The sequence below is a fragment of the Micromonospora sp. NPDC048986 genome, assembly GCF_040649335.1.
Classification (GTDB): Bacteria; Actinomycetota; Actinomycetes; order Mycobacteriales; family Micromonosporaceae; genus Micromonospora; species Micromonospora alfalfae.
The window spans coordinates 104,404-123,625 of sequence record NZ_JBEZFJ010000017.1 but is presented as its reverse complement, the minus strand read 5'-3'; the positions used below and the strand labels follow the sequence as shown (position 1 = coordinate 123,625).

At 72.1% G+C, this 19,222-nt stretch carries 19 protein-coding genes; 9 read left to right on the top strand and 10 right to left on the bottom strand.

Annotated features, from left to right (window positions below; genetic code table 11):
- Positions 1-19: 19 nt before the first annotated feature.
- Entirely contained in the window at positions 20-1,384 is a 1,365-nt protein-coding gene (locus AB0B94_RS28945) for a serine/threonine-protein kinase (protein WP_357287487.1), read from the bottom strand.
- A gap of 133 nt (positions 1,385-1,517) precedes the next feature.
- Here AB0B94_RS28945 and AB0B94_RS28940 point away from each other — a divergent pair, with 133 nt between their 5' ends.
- The 8 genes from AB0B94_RS28940 (at position 1,518) to AB0B94_RS28905 (ending at position 9,720) form a co-directional block, all read left to right on the top strand.
- Positions 1,518-2,123, top strand: a complete 606-nt coding sequence (locus AB0B94_RS28940) for a hypothetical protein (protein ID WP_357287484.1) — start codon at positions 1,518-1,520, stop codon at positions 2,121-2,123.
- Between the two features lie 130 nt (positions 2,124-2,253).
- Positions 2,254-2,595: a PadR family transcriptional regulator gene (locus AB0B94_RS28935; protein WP_091401756.1), complete on the top strand. Its 342-nt coding sequence runs from the start codon at positions 2,254-2,256 to the stop codon at positions 2,593-2,595.
- Positions 2,592-3,539 (top strand): permease prefix domain 1-containing protein, encoded by a 948-nt coding sequence (locus AB0B94_RS28930; protein ID WP_357287481.1) that lies wholly within the window; start codon positions 2,592-2,594, stop codon positions 3,537-3,539. Before AB0B94_RS28935 ends, AB0B94_RS28930 begins: the two co-directional genes overlap by 4 nt.
- Positions 3,540-3,667: 128 nt before the next feature.
- Positions 3,668-5,005, top strand: a complete 1,338-nt coding sequence (locus AB0B94_RS28925) for a sensor histidine kinase (protein ID WP_357287478.1) — start codon at positions 3,668-3,670, stop codon at positions 5,003-5,005.
- Positions 5,002-5,718 carry a response regulator transcription factor gene (locus tag AB0B94_RS28920; protein ID WP_357287475.1) on the top strand — a complete coding sequence of 239 codons (717 nt, stop codon included), beginning with the start codon at positions 5,002-5,004 and terminating at the stop codon, positions 5,716-5,718. The genes AB0B94_RS28925 and AB0B94_RS28920 overlap by 4 nt, the downstream gene beginning before the upstream one ends.
- A gap of 79 nt (positions 5,719-5,797) precedes the next feature.
- Positions 5,798-6,691: an ATP-binding cassette domain-containing protein gene (locus AB0B94_RS28915; RefSeq protein WP_357287472.1), complete on the top strand. Its 894-nt coding sequence runs from the start codon at positions 5,798-5,800 to the stop codon at positions 6,689-6,691.
- Complete coding sequence (locus AB0B94_RS28910; RefSeq protein WP_357287469.1) at positions 6,688-7,749, top strand: ABC transporter permease; 1,062 nt, start codon at positions 6,688-6,690, stop codon at positions 7,747-7,749. The genes AB0B94_RS28915 and AB0B94_RS28910 overlap by 4 nt, the downstream gene beginning before the upstream one ends.
- Positions 7,750-7,926: 177 nt before the next feature.
- A complete protein-coding gene (locus tag AB0B94_RS28905) occupies positions 7,927-9,720 on the top strand; it encodes a carbohydrate binding domain-containing protein (RefSeq protein ID WP_357287465.1) in 1,794 nt (597 codons plus the stop codon).
- 71 nt (positions 9,721-9,791) lie between these two features.
- Here the strand turns inward: AB0B94_RS28905 and AB0B94_RS28900 are convergent, their stop codons facing one another.
- Positions 9,792-10,820, bottom strand: coding sequence for a peptidoglycan-binding protein (locus tag AB0B94_RS28900; protein WP_357287462.1), 1,029 nt, complete (start codon positions 10,818-10,820; stop codon positions 9,792-9,794).
- Positions 10,821-11,072: 252 nt separating this feature from the next.
- Between AB0B94_RS28900 and AB0B94_RS28895 the strand changes: the two genes are divergently transcribed.
- On the top strand, positions 11,073-12,065 hold the full coding sequence (locus AB0B94_RS28895; RefSeq protein WP_357287459.1) for a helix-turn-helix domain-containing protein: 993 nt from the start codon (positions 11,073-11,075) through the stop codon (positions 12,063-12,065).
- A 12-nt stretch (positions 12,066-12,077) separates the two neighbouring features.
- Here AB0B94_RS28895 and AB0B94_RS28890 read toward each other — a convergent pair whose 3' ends face one another.
- The 8 genes from AB0B94_RS28890 to pgsA form a co-directional block, all read right to left on the bottom strand.
- Positions 12,078-12,695, bottom strand: a complete 618-nt coding sequence (locus AB0B94_RS28890) for a DUF402 domain-containing protein (RefSeq protein ID WP_357287455.1) — start codon at positions 12,693-12,695, stop codon at positions 12,078-12,080.
- 142 nt (positions 12,696-12,837) lie between these two features.
- Entirely contained in the window at positions 12,838-13,590 is a 753-nt protein-coding gene (locus AB0B94_RS28885) for a YebC/PmpR family DNA-binding transcriptional regulator (RefSeq protein WP_124771632.1), read from the bottom strand.
- 283 nt (positions 13,591-13,873) lie between these two features.
- Complete coding sequence (pdxT, locus tag AB0B94_RS28880) at positions 13,874-14,479, bottom strand: pyridoxal 5'-phosphate synthase glutaminase subunit PdxT (RefSeq protein ID WP_357287450.1); 606 nt, start codon at positions 14,477-14,479, stop codon at positions 13,874-13,876.
- A gap of 50 nt (positions 14,480-14,529) precedes the next feature.
- Positions 14,530-15,447 carry a pyridoxal 5'-phosphate synthase lyase subunit PdxS gene (gene pdxS, locus AB0B94_RS28875; protein ID WP_357287447.1) on the bottom strand — a complete coding sequence of 306 codons (918 nt, stop codon included), beginning with the start codon at positions 15,445-15,447 and terminating at the stop codon, positions 14,530-14,532.
- A gap of 160 nt (positions 15,448-15,607) precedes the next feature.
- A complete protein-coding gene (locus tag AB0B94_RS28870) occupies positions 15,608-16,111 on the bottom strand; it encodes a hypothetical protein (protein ID WP_357287444.1) in 504 nt (167 codons plus the stop codon).
- Between the two features lie 81 nt (positions 16,112-16,192).
- Positions 16,193-17,353, bottom strand: coding sequence for a glycosyltransferase family 4 protein (locus tag AB0B94_RS28865; protein ID WP_238670801.1), 1,161 nt, complete (start codon positions 17,351-17,353; stop codon positions 16,193-16,195).
- A 16-nt stretch (positions 17,354-17,369) separates the two neighbouring features.
- A complete protein-coding gene (locus AB0B94_RS28860; RefSeq protein ID WP_357287439.1) occupies positions 17,370-18,302 on the bottom strand; it encodes a phosphatidylinositol mannoside acyltransferase in 933 nt (310 codons plus the stop codon).
- 46 nt (positions 18,303-18,348) lie between these two features.
- A complete protein-coding gene (gene pgsA, locus AB0B94_RS28855) occupies positions 18,349-18,978 on the bottom strand; it encodes a phosphatidylinositol phosphate synthase (protein WP_357287436.1) in 630 nt (209 codons plus the stop codon).
- Positions 18,979-19,222 lie beyond the last annotated feature (244 nt).

The following is a 19,222-nucleotide window of genomic DNA, read 5'->3' as shown; positions in this document are numbered from 1 at the left end:
CCGCACCGCGGCGGCCCCGCTACCGCACCCGCACGCCGTCGAGCAATGCGTCCACGAAGTCGGGCCCGCCGTCCACCGGCGGCACGACCTGCACGTACACCAGAGCGCCGTGGCCCGGATGCCGCCCCGCCGACTCGACGATCCGCGGCCGGCCCCGGTCGCAGCGGTACGCCACCACCGTCCACTCGACGCCCGCCCGGCGGGTGGTGCGCGCCGGCGCGGACGCGCAGTCCCCGTGTGTGCGCTCGGCCAGGAACCCGGCAGGCGTGGTGCGCGCCGCCGTGCTGGCCGAGACGCCGACGAATGCGCCGGGCACCCCGGGGTCGGCGGCCCAGCGGCGGGGTTGCGGCGACATCACCAGCGCCGGTTCCGCTTCGCCGTCGGCGTCGTACTGACCGGCCCAGGTCGCCCCGGTGGCCGACCAGCCGTCCGGCAACGTCACTGTGAGCGGTCCGGCGGTGTAGGTGTTTCGTTGGGCCCCGGTGTGGCCCGGCTCGGGGCCCACCACTGCGACGGCCGCGACGGCCGCTCCGGCCAACAGCATCCGGTACGGGTGACGGGCCACCGGAGCGGATGACGGCGGCTGCCGGACGGCGGTGGCCCGGTCGAGCGCGGCGTGCAGCGCGGCGGCGTCCGGATAGCGCTCGGCCGGCCGGTGGGCGGTGGCCCGGACGAGCACCGCGGCCACCCGCGCCGGCACGCCGTCGCGCAGTCGCAGGGCGCCGACCGAGCTGGGCGGGTCGGACCCGGGCTCGGCGGCGAGCAGCCGGATCCCGAGCCGACCGAGTCCGTACACGTCAGCGCGGGTGTCGATAACCGCGCCAGGGTCGTCCTGCTCCGGTGCCATGTAGCCGGGGGTACCGGCCCGGGCGGTGAGGCCGGAGGCGGCGGCGAGCGCCTTGGCGAGACCGAGGTCGGCGATGAGCACCCGCTCGGCGCCGGAGGCCGCCCCGGTGGCCTGGAACAGAATGTTGCCCGGGGTGAGGTCGCGGTGCACGACGCCGTGCCGGTGCAGCACGCTCACGCCCGCGCAGACCTCACCGAGCAGGCGCAACGCCGCCGGCACGGAGATCTCACCAAGAGCCAGCCGGTCGCGCAGGCTGCCGCCGTCCGCCCAGGCCAGCACGGCGTACGGCCGCCCGTCGGGCAACTCACCGACGGCGTGCACCCGAACCAACCGCTCGTGCTCCAGCCGGCGCAGCAGCCGGGCCTCGTCGCGGAAGCGTTCCCGCACCCGTAGGTCGTGGCTCCAGTTCTCGGCCAGCACCTTGATCGCCACGTGCGCGTCGAGCGCCCGGTCGTAGCCCAGCCAGACGGTCGCGAACGAACCGACGCCGAGCAGTCGCTCGACGGCGTAGGGCCCGATCCGTTGCGGAGCCGTCACCGCGTCACCCCCGGCCAGCACGGGCGGTCGGCGTCTCTCTGAACAGTAGACCGGGCCGGTCGGAAAGCCGACGAACCGTTGGGCCGGGCGCGGTGACTAACAGGGCAGATACCCATCACCGAAGGAGCGCACCATGAACCGACCCTCGATCCTCCTCACCACCGCCGCGCTGGCGCTCGGCACGCTCGTCCCGCTGGTCGACGCCGGTGCGGCCTGGGCAACCCCGGTGCTCGGTGGCGGCGCGCCAGCGTCGGCGCACGCCCCGATCGCCGCCGCCACGCTCGCCGGGCACAGCCACCCGCAGGTGCTCGGCGTCGGCGGCGTCGGCGTGTACCGCATCGGCGCGAGCCTGGCGTCGCTCACCGCCAACGGGCACATCGACTGGACCGCGCCGAGCTGCGGCGGGGTGGTACACGCCGGCGCGACCGGTTCCTGGGCTGGCGTGCTCATCCTGGCCTTCCGTGACGGTCGGCTGGTGGAGGTCGGTACGGCCACCGCGCCGCCGCAGTCCCCCGCTGGCGCCTCTGTCGGCATGTCCTTCGACGAGCTGGAGGCGATCTACGGCCGGCGGGGTTCGCTGATCCGCAACGACGCGGGGGACGCCGAGGCGTACCTGGTCCGGGTCGGGTCGCGGGTGGAGCTGTTCACCGGGCACCCGATCCGGCCGGGGGTGGGCTACTTCCAGGTCGGGCTGGCCAGCTTCGTCGAGCGGAACTTCCGGCAGGGCGCATCCTGCTGATCTGGCCCAGGTGCGGGGCGTCCGGTGTCCACCGGGCGCCCCGCAGTCCGTATCACCCCGGACGGAGGGTGGACGGACACGATGATGTCGGGATGGACAACACTGTGTGCCACACAGTATGGTGTGACGCATGGTTAGCGAGGATGTTCTACGGACGCACCTGCAGGAGTTGCGTCGAGGCACCGTCGTGGTGGCCAGCCTGGTCGCGCTACGCCGACCGGACTACGGCTACGCACTGCTGCAACGACTCAGCGACCACGGCTTCCCGGTCGACGCCAACACCCTCTACCCGCTGCTGCGCCGCCTGGAGGACCAGGGGCTGCTGACCAGCGAGTGGAACACCGAAGAGAGCCGACCGCGCAAGTTCTACCGGACCAGCGACGAGGGCGAGTCGATGCTGAACCGCCTCCTCGACGACCTCGCCGCCGTGCAGACCTCCATCACCGGGCTGATCCAAGGAGTGGACCGATGAACACCCTGACCGACCGCTACCTCGCCGCCACCCTGCGATCGGTGCCCACCCAGCGCCGCGACGAGATCGCCAGCGAGCTGCGGGCCTCCATCGACGACATGATCGAGGGTCGGACCGACGGCGGGCAGGACGCCAGCAGCGCCGAGCGGGAGGTGCTCACCGAGCTGGGCAACCCCGACGTGCTGGCCGCCCGGTACGCCGACCGCCGGCTGCAACTCATCGGCCCTACCTACTACCTGCTCTGGCTGCGACTGCTGAAGCTGCTGCTCAGCTTCATCCCAGCGCTCGTCGGCACGATCGTCACGGTGGTCGAGGCGGCCGAAGGAAAGGGCTTCGGCGCCATCGGGCCGGGCATCGTCGCGGCCATGCAGGTGGCCGTGCAGATCACCTTCTGGCTCACCCTGACCTTCGCCATCATCGAACGCACCCAGACGGCCGTGGACCTGCCGGAGTGGACTGTCGACCAACTGCCCGACGCACCGGTGCGACGAGGCATCCCCCTCGCCGACACCATCGCATCGGTGATCATGCTGGTGCTGACCATCGCGTACCTGCCGCTTCAGCGCTACCACTCCTGGGTGCGCGGCACCGACGGCGAGAACATCCCGATCCTCGACCCGGCTCTGTGGTCGTTCTGGCTGCCGGCGCTGATCGGGGTGCTGGCGCTCAGCGTGATCTTCGAGGTCGTCAAGTACCGGATGGACCGCTGGACCTGGGCTCTGTTCGGCACGAAGGCGGTGCTCAACCTGGCGTTCGCGGTGCCGCTGGCGTGGCTGGCGCTCTCCGACCGCCTACTCAACCCGGCCCTGGCCGAACGCCTGAGCTGGGTGGCGGAGGCAGAAAACCGGGACGCCCTCGGCCTGGCCATCGCTGTGGGCGCGGCAGCGGTCATGATCTGGGACCTGATCGACACCGCGATCAAGACCCGCCGGCAGACGGCGTGAGCGCCACCTGACCCGACACTCCACCCGACGGCCCGGCGCGCACCCCGCGCCGGGCCGTCGCCCGTCGTGCTGAGCACGGCGGCCCGCCCGGTTCGAGGGCCCGGGAGGCGGCGTGGCATCGTTCCCGGATGACAGTGGCAGCGCGACCCGAATGGCGTCGTCCGGGTCCAACGGCGGAGCAGCGCCGAAACGACCTCTGGATCGGCCTGGGGATGACCGGCCTGGCGCTGGTCAGTCTGACCCTGGCCCGCAGCACCGGCGCGTTCCTGCTGGGCCCACCGCCGTCCGGGGCGGAGCAACTGTTCTGGACCGTCGCGGTGACCCTGCCGCTGATCTGGCGGCGACGCCGCCCGGCCGCCACCCTGCTGGTCGTCTCGGTGGTGTTCATCGCCGCGCAGGCACGCTCGGCACCGGAGATCCAGTTCTCCTCCTGGGCCCTGTTCTGCGCGCTCTACACCGTGGGGGCGTGGGGGCAGGACCGTCAGCTCTCCCGCCGGCTGCGGATCGGCGTGATCGCCACGATGTTCGCCTGGCTGGGGATCTACTACACCGTGATGATCGACCACATTCCGGCGGATTCCTTCTCCGAGGCCGTCGGGCCGGTGCCACCGGCGCTCGCCGCCATGGTCACCGGCGTCCTGCTCAACGTGCTGGTCTTCGCTTTCGCGTACTTCTTCGGCGAGACCGCGTGGGTGGCCGCACGCCGCGAGCACGAACTGCGCGCCCAGGCCGAGGACCTGCGTCGGTCGCAGGCCGAGGCCCGGGAACGGGCGGTGCTCGGCGAACGGGTCCGGATCGCCCGCGAGCTGCACGACGTGGTCGCCCACCACGTTTCGGTGATGGGCGTGCAGGCATCCGCCTGCCGCCGGGTGTTCGACCGCGACCCGGGTAAGGCCCGCACCGCGCTGACCGCCATCGAGCAGAGCGCCCGCACCGCCGTCGACGAGCTGCGTCGGATGCTCGGCGTGCTGCGGACCTCCGCCGGAACCGACGCGGCGACGCCGCCGGCCGGCGGCGTCGAACGGATCGACGAACTCATCGAGCGGGCTCGGGCCGCCGGACTGACGGCCACCCTCGGCGTGTACGGCGACCCTGTCGCGTTGCCCGAATCGGTCTCCCAGACGGCCTACCGGGTGACGCAGGAGGCGGTGACCAACACCCTGAAGCACGCCGAGGCGGCCCTGCTCGACGTGCGGGTCCGGTACCTGGCCCGGGAGGTGGAGGTCGACGTGACCGACGACGGGCGGGGCGGCGGGCGGGCCGACACCGTCGGATTGGGCCTGATCGGCATGCGCGAACGGGTCACCGCCCACGACGGCGACCTGGAGGTCGGGCCACGGGCCGGCGGCGGCTGGCGGGTACGTGCCCGCTTCCCCCTGGCGGCGTCGGCGGACCGACCGGTAGGCCCACAGCGGGAGCCGAGCGACAGACAGCAGGCGGCAGCCGGCGCGGAGCCGTCGGCATGAGCGCGGCAGCCCAGCACGCACCCGGCACCGGTCCGGCGGTCCGGGTGCTGCTCGCCGACGACCAGCACCTCGTCCGTACCGGCTTCCGGGTCATCCTGGAGGTGGAGGACGACATCGAGGTGGTCGGTGAGGCCGCCGACGGCGAACGGGCCGTCACCATGACCCGGGCCACCCGCCCCGACGTCGTACTCATGGATGTGGAGATGCCCGGGATGGACGGCCTGGAGGCCACCCGGCAGATCGTCGCCGACGGCCCCGGGGCGCCCGCGGTGCTGATCCTCACCACCTTCGACCGCGACGACTACCTGTTCGCCGCGCTACGGGCCGGGGCCAGCGGCTTCCTGCTCAAGAACGGCACGCCGGAGGAGCTGATCGAGGCGATCAGGGTGCTGGCCAGGGGCGACGGCCTGCTGGCCCCGGAGATCACCCGACGGGTGATCTCCTCCTTCGCCCGACCCGGCGACCCGTCGGGCACCGCCCACCGGGGTCCGGCCGCCGAGACCGCGTTGGCCGAGCTGACCCCGCGCGAACGGGAGGTGCTGATGCTGCTCGCCGCCGGGTCGAGCAACGCGGAGATCGCCTCCGCCATCCACCTGGGCGAGGCGACTGTGAAGACGCACGTGAGTCGGGTGCTGGCCAAACTCGGCCTGCGCGACCGGGTGCAGGCCGTGGTGTTCGCGTACGAGAACGGTGTGGTCCGCCCCGGCGGGTGATGGCGTCCGCCGCGAGGTGGACCGCCCGCTCACCCGCCGGGCGGACGGCGCGACGGCGTCATCGATCTAGCGTGAGTGGGTGACCAGAACGCTTCGCCTCGACGGCGTCGACCGCAGCTTCGGCGACCGTCAGGTGCTCAGGAACGTGTCCTTCGAAGTGTCCGCCGGCCGGATGACCGGTTTCGTGGGCGCCAACGGCGCCGGCAAGACCACCACCATGCGGATCATCCTGGGTGTGCTCGCCCCCGACGCCGGCGAGGTGAGCTGGGGTGGCGCCCCGCTGACCCGGCAGGACCGTCGGCGCTTCGGCTACATGCCTGAGGAGCGGGGCCTCTACCCCAAGATGACCACCCGCGAGCAGGTGGCCTACCTGGGCCGGCTGCACGGGCTGGACGCCGCCGCGGCACGGCGGTCCACCGACGCGCTGCTGGATCGGGTCGGGCTCGGCGAGCGCGGCGACGACCTGCTGGAGACGCTGTCGCTGGGCAACCAGCAGCGCGCCCAGATCGCCGCCGCGCTGGTGCACGACCCCGAGGTGCTGGTGCTCGACGAGCCGTTCTCCGGCCTCGACCCGCTGGCCGTGGAGACCGTCGTGGCAGTGCTGCGGGAACGGGCTTCGGCCGGCGCGCCGGTGCTGTTCTCCAGTCACCAGCTCGACGTCGTGGAGCGCCTCTGCGACGACCTGGTGATCATCGGGGACGGGGTGATCCGGGCCGCCGGCAGCCGGCAGCAACTGCGCGACTCGTACACGGTGCCCCGCTTCGAGCTGGTGGTGGAGCACGACGCCGGCTGGGTACGCGACCACCCCGGGGTGACAGTGGTCGAGTTGGACGGCGCGCGGGTGCTCTTCGACCTGCCGGCCGGCACCGACGAACAGCCAGTGCTGCGGGCCGCCCTGGCGCGCGGCCCGGTCCGCGCCTTCCGCCCGGTCAGCCCCTCGCTCACCGAGATCTTCCGAGAGGTCACCCAGTGAACGTCACCCAGGCCACCCGGCTGGTCGCCGAACGCGAGATCCGGGTCAAGCTACGCGACCGCACCTTCCTGTTCGGCACGCTGTTCTTCCTGTTGATCGCCGCGGCCGGCACCATCCTGCCGCCGCTGTTCGCCGGCGGACCGTCCACAGTGGCGGTGACCGAGAGCCTGGCCGCGCCGCTGCGCGCCGCCGGGCTGGAAGTCCGGGTCGTCTCCGATGACCGGGCCGCCGAACAGGCCGTCCGCGACGACGACGCGGACGCCGCGGTGGTCACCGGACCGGCCGTCCTGGCCATGGACGAAGCCCCCGACGACGTGGTGAGGGCCCTGAGCACCCAGCCGACCGTCCGCCTGCTCGACCCGGACGCGGTCGATCCGGTGGTGGCGTTCCTGGTGCCGTTCGTCTTCGCGTTCGTCTTCTTCATCACCTCGCAGACCTTCGGTGTGCAGATCGCGCAGAGCGTCATCGAGGAGAAGCAGACCCGGATCGTGGAGATCCTGGTCGCCGCCGTGCCGGTCCGGGCCCTGCTGGCCGGGAAGGTGGTGGCCGGGGCCATCCTGGCGTTCGCGCAGATCGCCCTGATCGCGCTGGTGGCGGTGCTCGGGCTGCAGATCGGCGACAGCGGAGGTCTGCTCAGCCTGCTCGCCCCGGCGATCGGCTGGTTCGTGCCGTTCTTCCTGATCGGGTTCGTGCTGCTCGCCGCCATGTGGGCCGCGGCCGGCGCGCTGGCCAACAGGCAGGAGGACATCGCCGCGGTGTCGACGCCGGTGCAGCTCGCCGTCATGCTGCCGTTCTTCGCGGTGATCTTCCTGAACGACAACGCCACAGCGATGCGGGTGCTGTCCTACCTGCCGTTCTCGTCGCCCACGGCCATGCCGCTGCGGCTTTTCACCGGCGACGCGGCCGGCTGGGAGCCGATCGTCTCACTGGTCCTCCTGGTGCTCGCCGCCGGCGCGTTCCTCCTCGCCGGGGCCCGGGTGTACGAGGGGTCGCTCCTGCGCACCAACGGCCGGACCTCGCTGCGTACCGCCTGGCGGGAGCGGGAGACGATCGGCTGAGCCAGCGGTCCGCCCGCACGGGCGTCGGTGTCCTGACCGGACGCCGGCGCCCGCTGCCGTACGGCACCGTTCCGGGCGCTGTTCGGTGGCCCTGAACAGCGCGAACACTCCTACGTTGAGCCGATCCTCACGGCAACGACCTGGTCGTCGCCGGTTTCCGGACCGGAAAGGCTCTCGATGTCCCCACCGATCAACGCACGGCAACTCCGCCGTCTGCTCAGCGCCGTGCTCGCTGTCGCCCTCGCCGGCACCCTCACCGCCCTCGTCCGCCCCGCGCCGGCCACCGCCGCCCCGGGCGACCTCATCCTCAACGGCACGTTCGACAACGGCAGCACCCAGCCCTGGTGGACCCGGCTCGCCTCGACCAGCACCACCGTCAACGCCGGGCAACTGCGCGTCCGCACCAGCGCCACAGTGGGCAAACCCGTCTGGGAGGACCTCGTCGGTCACTTCGAGTTCGGGGTGACGGCAGCGCAGCCGTACCGGTTGCAGTTCGACGCCGCGGCCGACGTCAACCGTTCCCTGCGCGTCTCGGTCTCCCGGGCGGACACGCCCTTCACCTCCGCCGTCGACCAGAGCGTCACGCTGACATCCTCGATGAGCCGGTACACCTTCGACTTCGTGTCCCCGTTCGGCGACCCGAAGGCGGTGCTGCTGTTCCACTTCGGTGGCCAGGCCGCCACGACGGTCCGGTTGGACAACGTGTCGCTCACCCCGCTGGCGGTGAACCCGGCCACCGACCCGATCCTGTACTGGAACGGTGTCCTGCTGGCCACCTACAAGGCGCTGGACCTGCCACCCACCTCCTCGTCCCGCGAAGCCGCCATCCTGCACGCGTCGATGCACGACGCCGCCGTCTCGGTCACCGGGGTCGGCAACCCCTACCGGGTACGAGTGCCGGTCAGCTACCCGGGCACCATGGACAACGTCGTCGCGCCGTCACTGCACGCGGCCATCGACCGCGCCGCGTACGACGTGCTGACCGCCCTGTACGGCGGTCAGGGCCAGTCCTACTCACAGGCCCTCGCCACCGCCGTCGCGCTCCGGCCGTCAGGGGTGAACGCCGCCGAGGTCGCCCGTGGTGACACCGTCGGTGCGGCGGCGGCCGCCGCCAACCTCCAGGCGCGCGCCAACGACGGCTTCGACAACCCCACGGCGTACCCGGTGCAGGAGAACGTGCCCGGCGCGTGGCGGCCGACAAACGGCAAGGCGGCGGTCGGCCCGAACTGGGGACTGGTCACCCCGTTCGCGCTCACCTCTGGCCGGCAGTTCCGGCCCGGCCTGCCAGCCGGCGCCACCGGGTACGCCGACCTGCTCAGCAAGCAGGAGTACCGCACCCAGGTGCAGGAGATCCGCGACTACGGCGGTCAGACGTCGTCGCTGCGGACCCCCGAGCAGACGCAGATCGCGTTCTTCTGGGCCAACGACCTCGGCGGCACGTACAAGCCGCCGGGTCAACTCTTCTCGCACACCCGGATCGTGTCGGAGCAGCGTCAGCTCGGCATCCTGGCCAACGCCCGGCTCTTCGGGCTGGTCGCCCTCGCCCTCGCCGACGCCGCCATCGCCGCCTGGGACGCCAAGTACCAGACGCCCGTCGACCTGTGGCGTCCGGTGACGGCGATCGAGGCGACGGAGGGCCCCGGCTGGCAGCCGCTGTCGAAGACCCGCGAGGGGGTGCCGTACACGCCGCCCTTCCCGGCCTACATCTCCGGGCACGCCACCTTCGCGGGGGCCTGGTCCGCCGTGATGAAGAGGTTCTTCGGCACCGATGCGATCGCCTTCGACGCCACCACTGACGATCCGCACGCGGTGGGCGTGGTGCGGCACATGACCGGCTTCGACGATGCCGCCGAGGAGAACGCCCTGAGCCGGATCTACCTCGGCGTGCACTATCGGTTCGACGCGGACGCCGGGCTCGCCACCGGCCGTTCCGTTGGCGCGTACGTCTTCGCCAACCGCCTGCGACAGTGAATCGTCAGTCGGGATGACGGGGGGCTCCCCGTCCGGTCCGTGGACCGGGCGGGGAGCGTCACGCGTCACCGCTACGCGGCGCAGTCCCAGTGGCCGAAGTCGCCGGTACGAGACCAGACCTCCCGGGCCGTCCTGATGTTCCACGCCGCGTCCAGCGCCGTCTGACGGTCGACGCCGAACCGGGACACCTCCACGTCGCTGAACTGGAACAACCCCCAGCGCCGCGATCCGTCCTCGACGACCTCCACCCGGTACGGGTCCAAGCCCGACAGGCAGCGCGCCAACTGCACCACACCGGCCGGGTCCTCCGGGAACGTCCGGCGCAGATGTTTGCCGATCCGGTCCTCCGACCAGCTCGCGGGAACCTTGCGATCGCCCGCCAACTCGTCGAACAACCGCTCGTCCGCTGTGCCACTGACCGGCAGGCCGCCAAACGCCTGGAACACCATCACCCGGCTGGTGGTGTCCGGGCCGAACCAGCCGTCGACCGGCACTGTGAGTCCGCCGGCCACCAGGTGCCGCTGGAGGTTCAGCACGCAGGGGCCGTACATGCCCTGGCGCAGCACCTCCGGGCAGCCGACGGCCGGGGCGCCGTCCATCGCCGCGGGGACGAGGGGTCGCAGCGTCACTGTCGCCCCGACCGTCAGGACGCCGAGCAGCGCCAGCAGCGCCAGCCGAAGCCAGCGGCGGGCCGGCCAGGGCGCCTCGGGTCGCGGCGGAACCGAGCCGACGCTCGGGCGGATGTCCGCCGCGGCGGTAGTGCAGGGGCCGGCGGGGGTCCGTTCGGCGTCACTCTCCCCTCGATAGCGCTCGCCGAGACGAGCCTCCAGGTCCCGCCGTGTCGCCAGCCACCTGTCGACCTGGACCGCCGGGGTGCCGCAGGCGGCCAGCAGCGCTACCACTGTGCGTTCCCGGGGCAGCGTCGTCCGCCCCAGCATCGTCGCGAGGGTGCTCGGCGGCAGCCAGTGTCCGGCCGCCGAGGCCCGTCGGGCGAGTTCCCGGTAGGTCAGACCGGAACGCCGCCGCACCTCCCTGAGCAACGCCACGTACTCCCCCGCCGTGGCCGCCTGCGGCACCGGATCCCGGACAGCGTCATCCATCGAATCTCCCCGTGTCATTCGCGTGGTCGAGCCCGAACCCGTGCCGGCGCGAGCCGTCGGCCGTACCCCGGTCAGCGGCGCGGCCATCGAGGAAAGACGCTAGGTATCCCGGTCGGCCAGGACAATGCCCGGCGCGCCGCGCTGGGCTGTCCGGGCAGCTCAGGGCAGCATGTCCGGATCCTGTCCGACCATGTCGGACAGTCGTCGGGACCCGACTTGCCCCCGCGTCCACAGTGTCTGGACAATCGGGCGATGACCACGGGGGAGCTACGCCCGGACGACGCGTCCGACCCGGCCGAATTCGTCGAGATGCTGCGCCAGCTCAAGGACCGGTCGGGGCTCACCTACCGGCAACTGGAGCAGCGTGCCGCGTCGACAGGCGACGTGCTGGCCCGCAGCACCGCCGCGGACATCCTGCGCCGGTCCACACTGCCGCGCCCCGAGGTGGTGGCCGCGTTCGTGCGGGCGTGCGGCGCGGGAGATCAGGTCGAGACGTGGCTAGCGGCCCGGCACCGCCTCGCGGCAGGTCAGTTGGCCCCGCCGCCCCCGGCAGCGGACCCACCACCGCTCGACGCGGTCACGACAGTGGCTCCGGAGCACTCCGTCCCGGCCCGCCCGCGCTGGTTCGCGCGGCCCGCGCCGCTGGCGCTGCTCGTCGTCGCGCTGCTGGCCACGCTCGGCGTGGGCTTCTGGATCGAGCGACGCGACGACGAGCAGGCAAAGGCCGCGCGCACCACCGATCCGACCCCGTCGGCGGGGAACGGTGCCCGTGCGCCGAGTGGGGGGCTCAGTCAGATCCGCCCCGTCCGCAGCCCGCACCTGTGCCTCACCGAGGGCCGCGATCGCACCGGCCAGTACACCAAGGAGATAGCGGTCCAGCGGCCCTGCACGGAGGCCACCCCACCGGACACCTCGCTGGAACCGGTGGCCGACGGAATGTTCTTCATCCACTGGGTCCACCCGGTGCTCGGGAAGGGTTGCCTCACCATCCGCGACGAGGACCCGGGCCGGAACCTGCTCGAACCCTGGAACGAGAAGGATTGCAGCGCGAACAGGCCCAAGCAGGTGTTCCACTTCGAACCGACCGGCGCGACGCCCGACGCGTACCGCATCCGGCCCGACCGCAGCGAGTTGTGCGTCGGCCTGCGCGACGACGACAGCGTCGGGGCGGACGCGGCGCTGGTCGAGCCGTGCACCGGTGGGCTGGACCAGGTGTTCCTGGTCAACGCGCTGGCCGGGAACTGACATCGGCGCCGCTCAGCGCGCGGGTGGCACCTGATCCCAGCCGGCGGGCAGCGCGGGCGCCGTCCAGTCGGGGTCGGGCTGCCAGGTGGCCCACGACGGGTCCCACCAGCGCTCACCGCCATCGAGCAGGGCGGCGATCCGGTCACCCTCGGCCTGGATGGCGTCCGCCATGCCCGGGTAGCGCCCCTCGACGAGGCGCTGGGCGAACATCTCCACGTCCTTCCAGACGTAGCGGTCGGCGTCCGCGGCCCACCACAGGTCCAGCTCGTGGTCCAGGGTGTCCACCCCGATCGGGGTACGCCGCACCGGGTCCTGGAGGTTGAAGTACCAGCCGGCGAAGTCGCGCCCCGGCCCGGTCCAGAACACGTCGATCGAGTGCGCCTCACCGGGGCGTTGCAGCATCAGCTTGCCGTGCCCGGACCAGGAGCGGTGCCCGTTGACTTCCCACGGGTGCCGCCCGCAGGGGAAGACGCCCGTGTCCGGGAAGCCGAACTCGGCCCCCGGTGGGAGGTAGAGGGCGAGCAGGTCGGGCGAATCCTCGACGCAGATCGTCGGGCAGCCGAACCAGACCTCACCCCGCAGCACCTCACGCCGCACCACGGTGTCCCCAGCCGCAAACCGCTCCGCCACCCAGCCCCTCCTCACTCACCGCCACAGCCCCGCCCCCCGGCCGCGATCGTGCACTTTCTGATGACGACATGCAGTGCGATGACCCGGTCTGTCGGGTCAGAAAGTGCAAGATCGCGGCGGGGTGGGGCGGGGGCGGTGCGGGTCAGGCGTCGACCGCCGCCATCACGTCGTCGCTGACGTCGAAGTTGGCGTAGACGTTCTGGACGTCGTCGCAGTCCTCAAGGACGTCGATCAGTTTGAAGATCTTGCGCGCGCCCTCTTCGTCCAGCGGCACGTTGACGCTGGGGATCAGGGAGGACTCGGCCGACTCGTACTCGATGCCGGCGTCCTGCAACGCCGTGCGCACCGGGATCAGGTCGGTCGGCTCGGAGACCACCTCGTACGCCTCGCCGATGTCGTTGACCTCTTCGGCGCCGGCGTCCAGGACGGCCAGCATCACGTCGTCCTCGCTGGTGCCCTCCTTGGGGACGATCACCACGCCCTTGCGGGAGAACATGTACGACACCGAGCCGGCGTCGGCGAGCGAGCCGCCGTTGCGGGTCAGCGCGGTCCGTACCTCGGTCGCCGCGCGGTTGCGGTTGTCGGTGAGGCACTCGATGAGCATGGCGACGCCGCTCGGGCCGTACCCCTCATACATGATCGTCTGCCAGTCGGCGCCGCCGGCCTCCAGGCCGGAGCCGCGCTTGACGGCGCGATCGATGTTGTCGTTCGGCACCGAACTCTTCTTCGCCTTCTGGATGGCGTCGAAGAGCGTCGGGTTACCGGAGGGGTCACCGCCGCCGGTCCGCGCGGCCACCTCGACGTTCTTGATCAGCTTGGCGAACATCTTGCCGCGCTTGGCGTCGATGACGGCCTTCTTGTGCTTGGTCGTCGCCCACTTTGAGTGGCCGGACATCTTCTACCTCCGTTGCTACCCGCCGTCTGCATCGACCGCACCGCTCACGCCCCGCTCCCGCCGGCGCACGCGGAGGTGCCGGTCAGCTCTGGTGGAAGCCGTGGCGGGCAGATGGCCCTGCCGAATCTCCGCAATCCTACCGACGTCCCCCCGGTCCCTGTCATGCACCGCACACGGCACTACCGCCCGGCCCCGACGGACCAGGGCAGACGGGACGAAAAACCCCGGACGAAGCCACCACCGCGGCGAGCATCATGGACAGCCCGGCGCGGTCGGCCACCGTTCAGCGGACGGCGCGGACCAGGTCCACGAAGTACGCGTGCACCCGCACGTCGCCGGTGAGCTCCGGGTGGAACGAGGTGGCCACCAGGTTGCCCTGTCGCACCGCCACGATCCGGTCGGCGGCCGGGCCGTCGGACACCACCCCGATGACCTCGACGCCGGCACCGACCCGCTCGACCCACGGCGCGCGGATGAACACCGCGTGGAACGGCTCGCCCGGCACCCCGACGACGGTCACCGGGGCCTCGAACGAGTCGACCTGCCGGCCGAAGGCGTTGCGCCGGACGGTCATGTCGATGCCGGCGAAACCCCGCTGATCGGGTCGACCGTCGAGCACCTCGGTCGCCAACATGATCATCCCGGCGCAGGAGCCGTACACCGGCATGCCGTCGGCGATCCGCTTGTCGATCGGCTCGCGCATCTCGAAGATGTCGGCGAGCTTGCTCATCGTGGTGGACTCGCCGCCGGGGATGACCAGGCCGTCCACCGCGTCCAGCTCCGCCGGACGGCGGACCGGGCGGGCGTCCGCGCCCGCCGCGGCCAGCGCGGCCACGTGCTCGCGGACGTCGCCCTGGAGCGCGAGCACACCGATCACGGGTGCCGTCATTGTCGCACCGTTCCCCTCCGCGTCCGGCGTCCGGCGTCCGGAAAGAACGCTCACCAACCGCGCTCGGCCAGGCGGTGCGGCTGCGGGATCTCGTCGACGTTGATGCCGACCATCGCCTCGCCGAGGCCCCGGGACACCTTGGCCAGCACGTCCGGGTCGTCGTGGAAGGTGGTCGCCTTGACGATCGCGGCGGCCCGCTGAGCCGGGTTGCCCGCCTTGAAGATGCCCGAACCGACGAAGACGCCCTCCGCGCCGAGCTGCATCATCATCGCCGCGTCGGCCGGCGTGGCGATCCCGCCCGCGGTGAACAGCACCACCGGCAGCTTGCCGCTCTCGGCGACCTCCTTGACCAGCTCGTACGGGGCCTGCAACTCCTTGGCCGCGACGTACAGCTCGTCCGTCGGCAGCGAGGCCAGCCGACGGATCTCCTGACGGATCCTGCGCATGTGGGTGGTGGCGTTGGAGACGTCACCGGTGCCCGCCTCGCCCTTGGAGCGGATCATCGCCGCGCCCTCGGTGATCCGGCGCAGCGCCTCGCCCAGGTTGGTCGCGCCACAGACGAAGGGCACTGTGAACGCCCACTTGTCGATGTGGTTCGCGTAGTCGGCAGGGGTCAGCACCTCGGACTCGTCGACGTAGTCCACGCCGAGCGACTGGAGGATCTGCGCCTCGACGAAGTGGCCGATGCGGGCCTTGGCCATCACCGGGATGGAGACCGCCTCGATGATCCCGTCGATCATGTCGGGGTCGCTCATCCGGGACACTCCGCCCTGCGCGCGGATGTCGGCGGGCACCCGCTCCAGGGCCATCACCGCGACGGCGCCGGCGTCCTCAGCGATCTTGGCCTGCTCGGCGTTGACGACATCCATGATCACGCCGCCCTTGAGCATCTCGGCCATGCCACGCTTCACGCGGGCGGTGCCGACGACGGGGGCGGTACCGGTGTTCGACGCGGTGTTTTCGGGCACGGGTCATCGCTCCTTGGACAAGCTCTGGGGGTGGCAGCGAAAATGCTACGCGCGGTTCAACACCGCGCCGACAGCCAATCAGACCCCCGGTGGCCTGCACTGTGGCAGTGGTCACCAGCCCGCCCGGACCGGTCCGGGAGCAGGCGGCGATCCTCGGAGGTCAGGCGGCGGGGACGTCCGCCGGCACGACGAGGGTCGGGTCGTCGATGTCGAAGTAGCGCGGCCACTCCCGGCCCCGCCCCATGCGCAACAGGCGCACCAGCGGCCGGCTGCGCGCCGAGCGGGCGTCGCGGACCAGGTCGGTGTGCACCTGCCGGGACAACGCGAGCCGACGACTCGCGGCGATGACCGCCGCGCAGTCCGGGTCGCCCGAGTCCAACTGGACGCCGCGCAACTGCCGGGTGAGGTCGTTCTCCGCGGCCTCCCGCTCGTCCGGGCTGGCGTCCAGGGCGATCCGGGCCGCCGCGTACAGCTCGACGCCGAAGCGCCGCTCAGCCAGGACCGCGGCCGCCGCCGCGCGGCGCAGCAGGTGGGCGTCGAGGGCCCGGGCCGCCAGCTCCGCGCGGCCCTGTAGTCGCTCGACCCGGCCGGCGGTCCAGATGAGGTACGCCGCGACCAGCCCCACGACCACGCTCGCGGCCACCACCCACCACATGTGCGGCATCGTAGTGCTGCTCCGTTTCGTCCGATTGGGCGCGGCCGGACCGGTCCCGCCGGTCACCACCGCACCATCCGTCACACCGGCTCAGCCCAGCCCCACCCATTCCTGGTCGATGACCCGCCCGTCGGTTGCCTCGATCGCCGCTGCGTATACCTCCAGAACGCGGCGGGCAACCACCGGCCAGTCGAAATTCGCGACCACCTGATCGCCGCAGGCACTGAGCGTGGCCCGCCCGGCCGGGTCGTCCAGCAGCTCGGCCAGCACGGCACGCAGCCCCACCGGGTCGCCGGTGGGGAAGAGCCGACCGGCACGCCCACCGTCGAGCACCCGCCGGAACGCGTCCAGATCACTGGCGACGACAGTCGTGCCCGCGGCGAGGGCCTCGGTGAGGATCATGCCGAACGACTCACCGCCGGTGTTCGGTGCGACGTAGAGGTGCACACTGCGCAGCATGCGCGCCTTGTCCGCTTCGCTGACCAGGCCGAGGAACGTGATCCGCTCGTGCAGTTCGGCCGGGAACTGGTCGTACAGGTCGTCGGGGTCACCCGGGCCGGCGACGAGCAACCGCAGACCGGGCCGGGTGGCGGCCAACGCCACGAACGCGTCGCGCAGCACCGGGAAGCCCTTGCGCGCCTCGGTGAACCGGCCCAGGAAGCCGAGCGTGCCGCCGGTGCCGGCCGCGCACTCCCCCGGCCAGCCCGGCAACGGCTCGGCGTCGGCGAACTTGGCCACCGCCACCCCGTTGGGGATCTCCACCGCCCCGCCATCCATGTGCTCGACCTGCACCTTGCGGGCCAGCGCGCTCACCGCGATCCGGGCCGTGATCCGCTCCAACACGATCTGGAGCACACCCTGCGCGGCGGCGAGGACCCGCGAACGGGTCATCGCGGTGTGGAACGTGGCCACCACCGGGCCACGGGCGGAGAGCACGGCCAGCAGCGACAGGCTCAGCGTGAGCGGCTCGTGCACGTGCAGCACGTCGAAGTCACCGTTGGTGATCCACCGTCGTACCCGGGCGGTCGACACCGGGCCGAACGCGATCCGGGCCACCGAACCGTTGTACGGCAGCGGAACTGCCCGCCCGGCGGACACCACGTACTCCGGCAGCGGCGAATCCTCGTCTGCCGGCGCGAGCACGCTCACCTCGTGGCCCAGCGCGATCAGCGCCTCGGCGAGGTCCATGACGTGGTTCTGCACCCCGCCGGGCACGTCGAAGGAGTACGGGCACACGATGCCGATCCGCATCTGTCAGCCCACCTCCTCAGGCCGGGCCGGAGGCCGACGAGGGCAGCGCCGCGCCCGCCCCCGACCTCGCCTGGTCCAGCCACATCCGCTGCAACATGTGCCAGTCTTCCGGATGCCGGGCGATACCCGCGGCCAGACGGTCGGCGATCAGCTGGGTCAGCGACCGGACCCGCTGGTCCAGTGGCCCCGCCTCGGGGCCGGGCACCGGCAGCGGGCCAGCCAGCGACGCACAGGCGGCGTCCGGTTCGTACCACATCGAGGCCACGTAGAGCGGCGCGCCGGTGTGCAACGCGAGCAGCGCCGGCCCGGCGGGCATCCGGGTCTTCGCGCCGAAGAAGTCCACCTCCACCCCCCGGGCGGAGAGATCACGGTCGGCCAGCAACGGCACCACCGCGCCGGCCCGCAGCCGGTCCAGCAGCACGTCGAACGCCGGACGCGGCCCACCGTGGGTCGGCAGGATCTCCATGCCCAGCTCAGCGCGGAAGGCCATGAAACGCCGGTACACGCCCTCCGGTTTGAGCCGTTCCATGACAGTGGTGATCGGCCAACCGGTGGCCGCCACCCAGGCGCCCGCGGCGTCCCAGTTGCCGGCGTGCGGCAGCGCCACCACCGCGCCCCGGCCGGCGGCCACGTCGGCGGCGAGCAGCTCGGCGCCGTCGAGCCGGAAAGTGGACAGGATCTGCGACCGGCTCAACCCGGGCAGCCGGAACGCCTCCATCCAGTACCTGGCGTACGAGCGCAACCCGCGCTTGACGAGGTCGTCCAGCTCGGCGTCGGGCAGCTCCGGGCCGACCACCCGGCGCAGGTTCGCGCGCAGTCGGGCCGTACCCCGGTTGGGGCGGCGATGGGCGCGGTCCGCGCCCGCCTGGAACGCCGCCGCCACCACCGGCCGGGGTAGCGCGCGGACCACCCGCCACCCGGCGATGTAGCCCAGCTCGGTGAGGTTCACGCGACTCGGCCGCCGGTCGTCGGACGCCGGGGCACCGGCACGGCACTCATGCCTGGCCGTCCGGCTGGAGCTGCTGGGCCTGGCGGTAGACGTGCGCCATCCGCTGCCCCACCGTGAAGATCGACACGGCGGCGAGCAGCCAGAGCGCGATCTCCAGGGCCGGCTTCACGTTCAGGCCGGTGAGGATGCCGCCGACCCCGACGATCAGCAGTCGTTCGGTGCGCTCGGCGATGCCCACGTTGCAGGTCATGCCGAGCCCTTCGGCGCGGGCCTTGACGTAGGAGACGAGGCCACCGACGGCCAGGCAGACCAACGCGGCGGCCACCCCGGAGTGGTCGCCCTGCGTGGCCAGCCAGTACGCCACAGCGCCGAAGACGGCGCTGTCGGCTACCCGGTCCATGCTTGAGTCGAGGAACGCGCCGAACCTGGTGGAGCCGCCGCTCATCCGGGCCATCGTCCCGTCGAGCAGGTCGGTGAGCGCGAACAGGGTGACGATCAACGCGCCCGCGACCAGGTGGCCGCGGGCACCGAAGCCGAGCGCGCCGACGAGCACACCAACGGTGCCCGCGACGGTGACGGCATTGGGGGTGACGCCCGCGCGCAGCAGGGCGCGGGCAATCGGCTCGACGACGCGGGTCATCCCCGCGCGGGCCGACACTTGGAAGATCTTCGCCATGGCGGTCCCCACGATAACGGTCCGCCCAGCTCCGGCGATACGGACGGTACCGCCGACCCGCCCGGGGGAGGCTTGTGCCTACCCGGCAACGGGTGTGAGATCGGGTCGGAAGGTGAGCCAGCTCACCCGTCCACCCGTCCCGTTCCCGCTGTGCAGCAGACCACCGGAGGATATCGCCGCGCACTCGCCCCGGGCCGCTACCCGTCGCGCGGCGGTCGCCACCACCACCGGCTGAGGGAGGTGC

What these genes read in the sequence shown, in the direction of transcription:
- AB0B94_RS28935 (WP_091401756.1), top strand. Translation starts at nt 2,254, where the DNA reads ATGGTTAGCGAGGATGTTCTACGGACGCACCTGCAGGAGTTGCGTCGA.
- AB0B94_RS28905 (WP_357287465.1), top strand. Translation starts at nt 7,927, where the DNA reads ATGTCCCCACCGATCAACGCACGGCAACTCCGCCGTCTGCTCAGCGCC.
- AB0B94_RS28895 (WP_357287459.1), top strand. Translation starts at nt 11,073, where the DNA reads ATGACCACGGGGGAGCTACGCCCGGACGACGCGTCCGACCCGGCCGAA.
- AB0B94_RS28885 (WP_124771632.1), bottom strand. Translation starts at nt 13,590, where the DNA reads ATGTCCGGCCACTCAAAGTGGGCGACGACCAAGCACAAGAAGGCCGTC.
- pgsA (WP_357287436.1), bottom strand. Translation starts at nt 18,978, where the DNA reads ATGGCGAAGATCTTCCAAGTGTCGGCCCGCGCGGGGATGACCCGCGTC.
- AB0B94_RS28940 (WP_357287484.1), top strand. Translation starts at nt 1,518, where the DNA reads ATGAACCGACCCTCGATCCTCCTCACCACCGCCGCGCTGGCGCTCGGC.
- AB0B94_RS28865 (WP_238670801.1), bottom strand. Translation starts at nt 17,353, where the DNA reads ATGCGGATCGGCATCGTGTGCCCGTACTCCTTCGACGTGCCCGGCGGG.
- AB0B94_RS28930 (WP_357287481.1), top strand. Translation starts at nt 2,592, where the DNA reads ATGAACACCCTGACCGACCGCTACCTCGCCGCCACCCTGCGATCGGTG.
- AB0B94_RS28920 (WP_357287475.1), top strand. Translation starts at nt 5,002, where the DNA reads ATGAGCGCGGCAGCCCAGCACGCACCCGGCACCGGTCCGGCGGTCCGG.
- pdxT (WP_357287450.1), bottom strand. Translation starts at nt 14,479, where the DNA reads ATGACGGCACCCGTGATCGGTGTGCTCGCGCTCCAGGGCGACGTCCGC.
- AB0B94_RS28925 (WP_357287478.1), top strand. Translation starts at nt 3,668, where the DNA reads ATGACAGTGGCAGCGCGACCCGAATGGCGTCGTCCGGGTCCAACGGCG.
- AB0B94_RS28870 (WP_357287444.1), bottom strand. Translation starts at nt 16,111, where the DNA reads ATGCCGCACATGTGGTGGGTGGTGGCCGCGAGCGTGGTCGTGGGGCTG.
- AB0B94_RS28900 (WP_357287462.1), bottom strand. Translation starts at nt 10,820, where the DNA reads ATGGATGACGCTGTCCGGGATCCGGTGCCGCAGGCGGCCACGGCGGGG.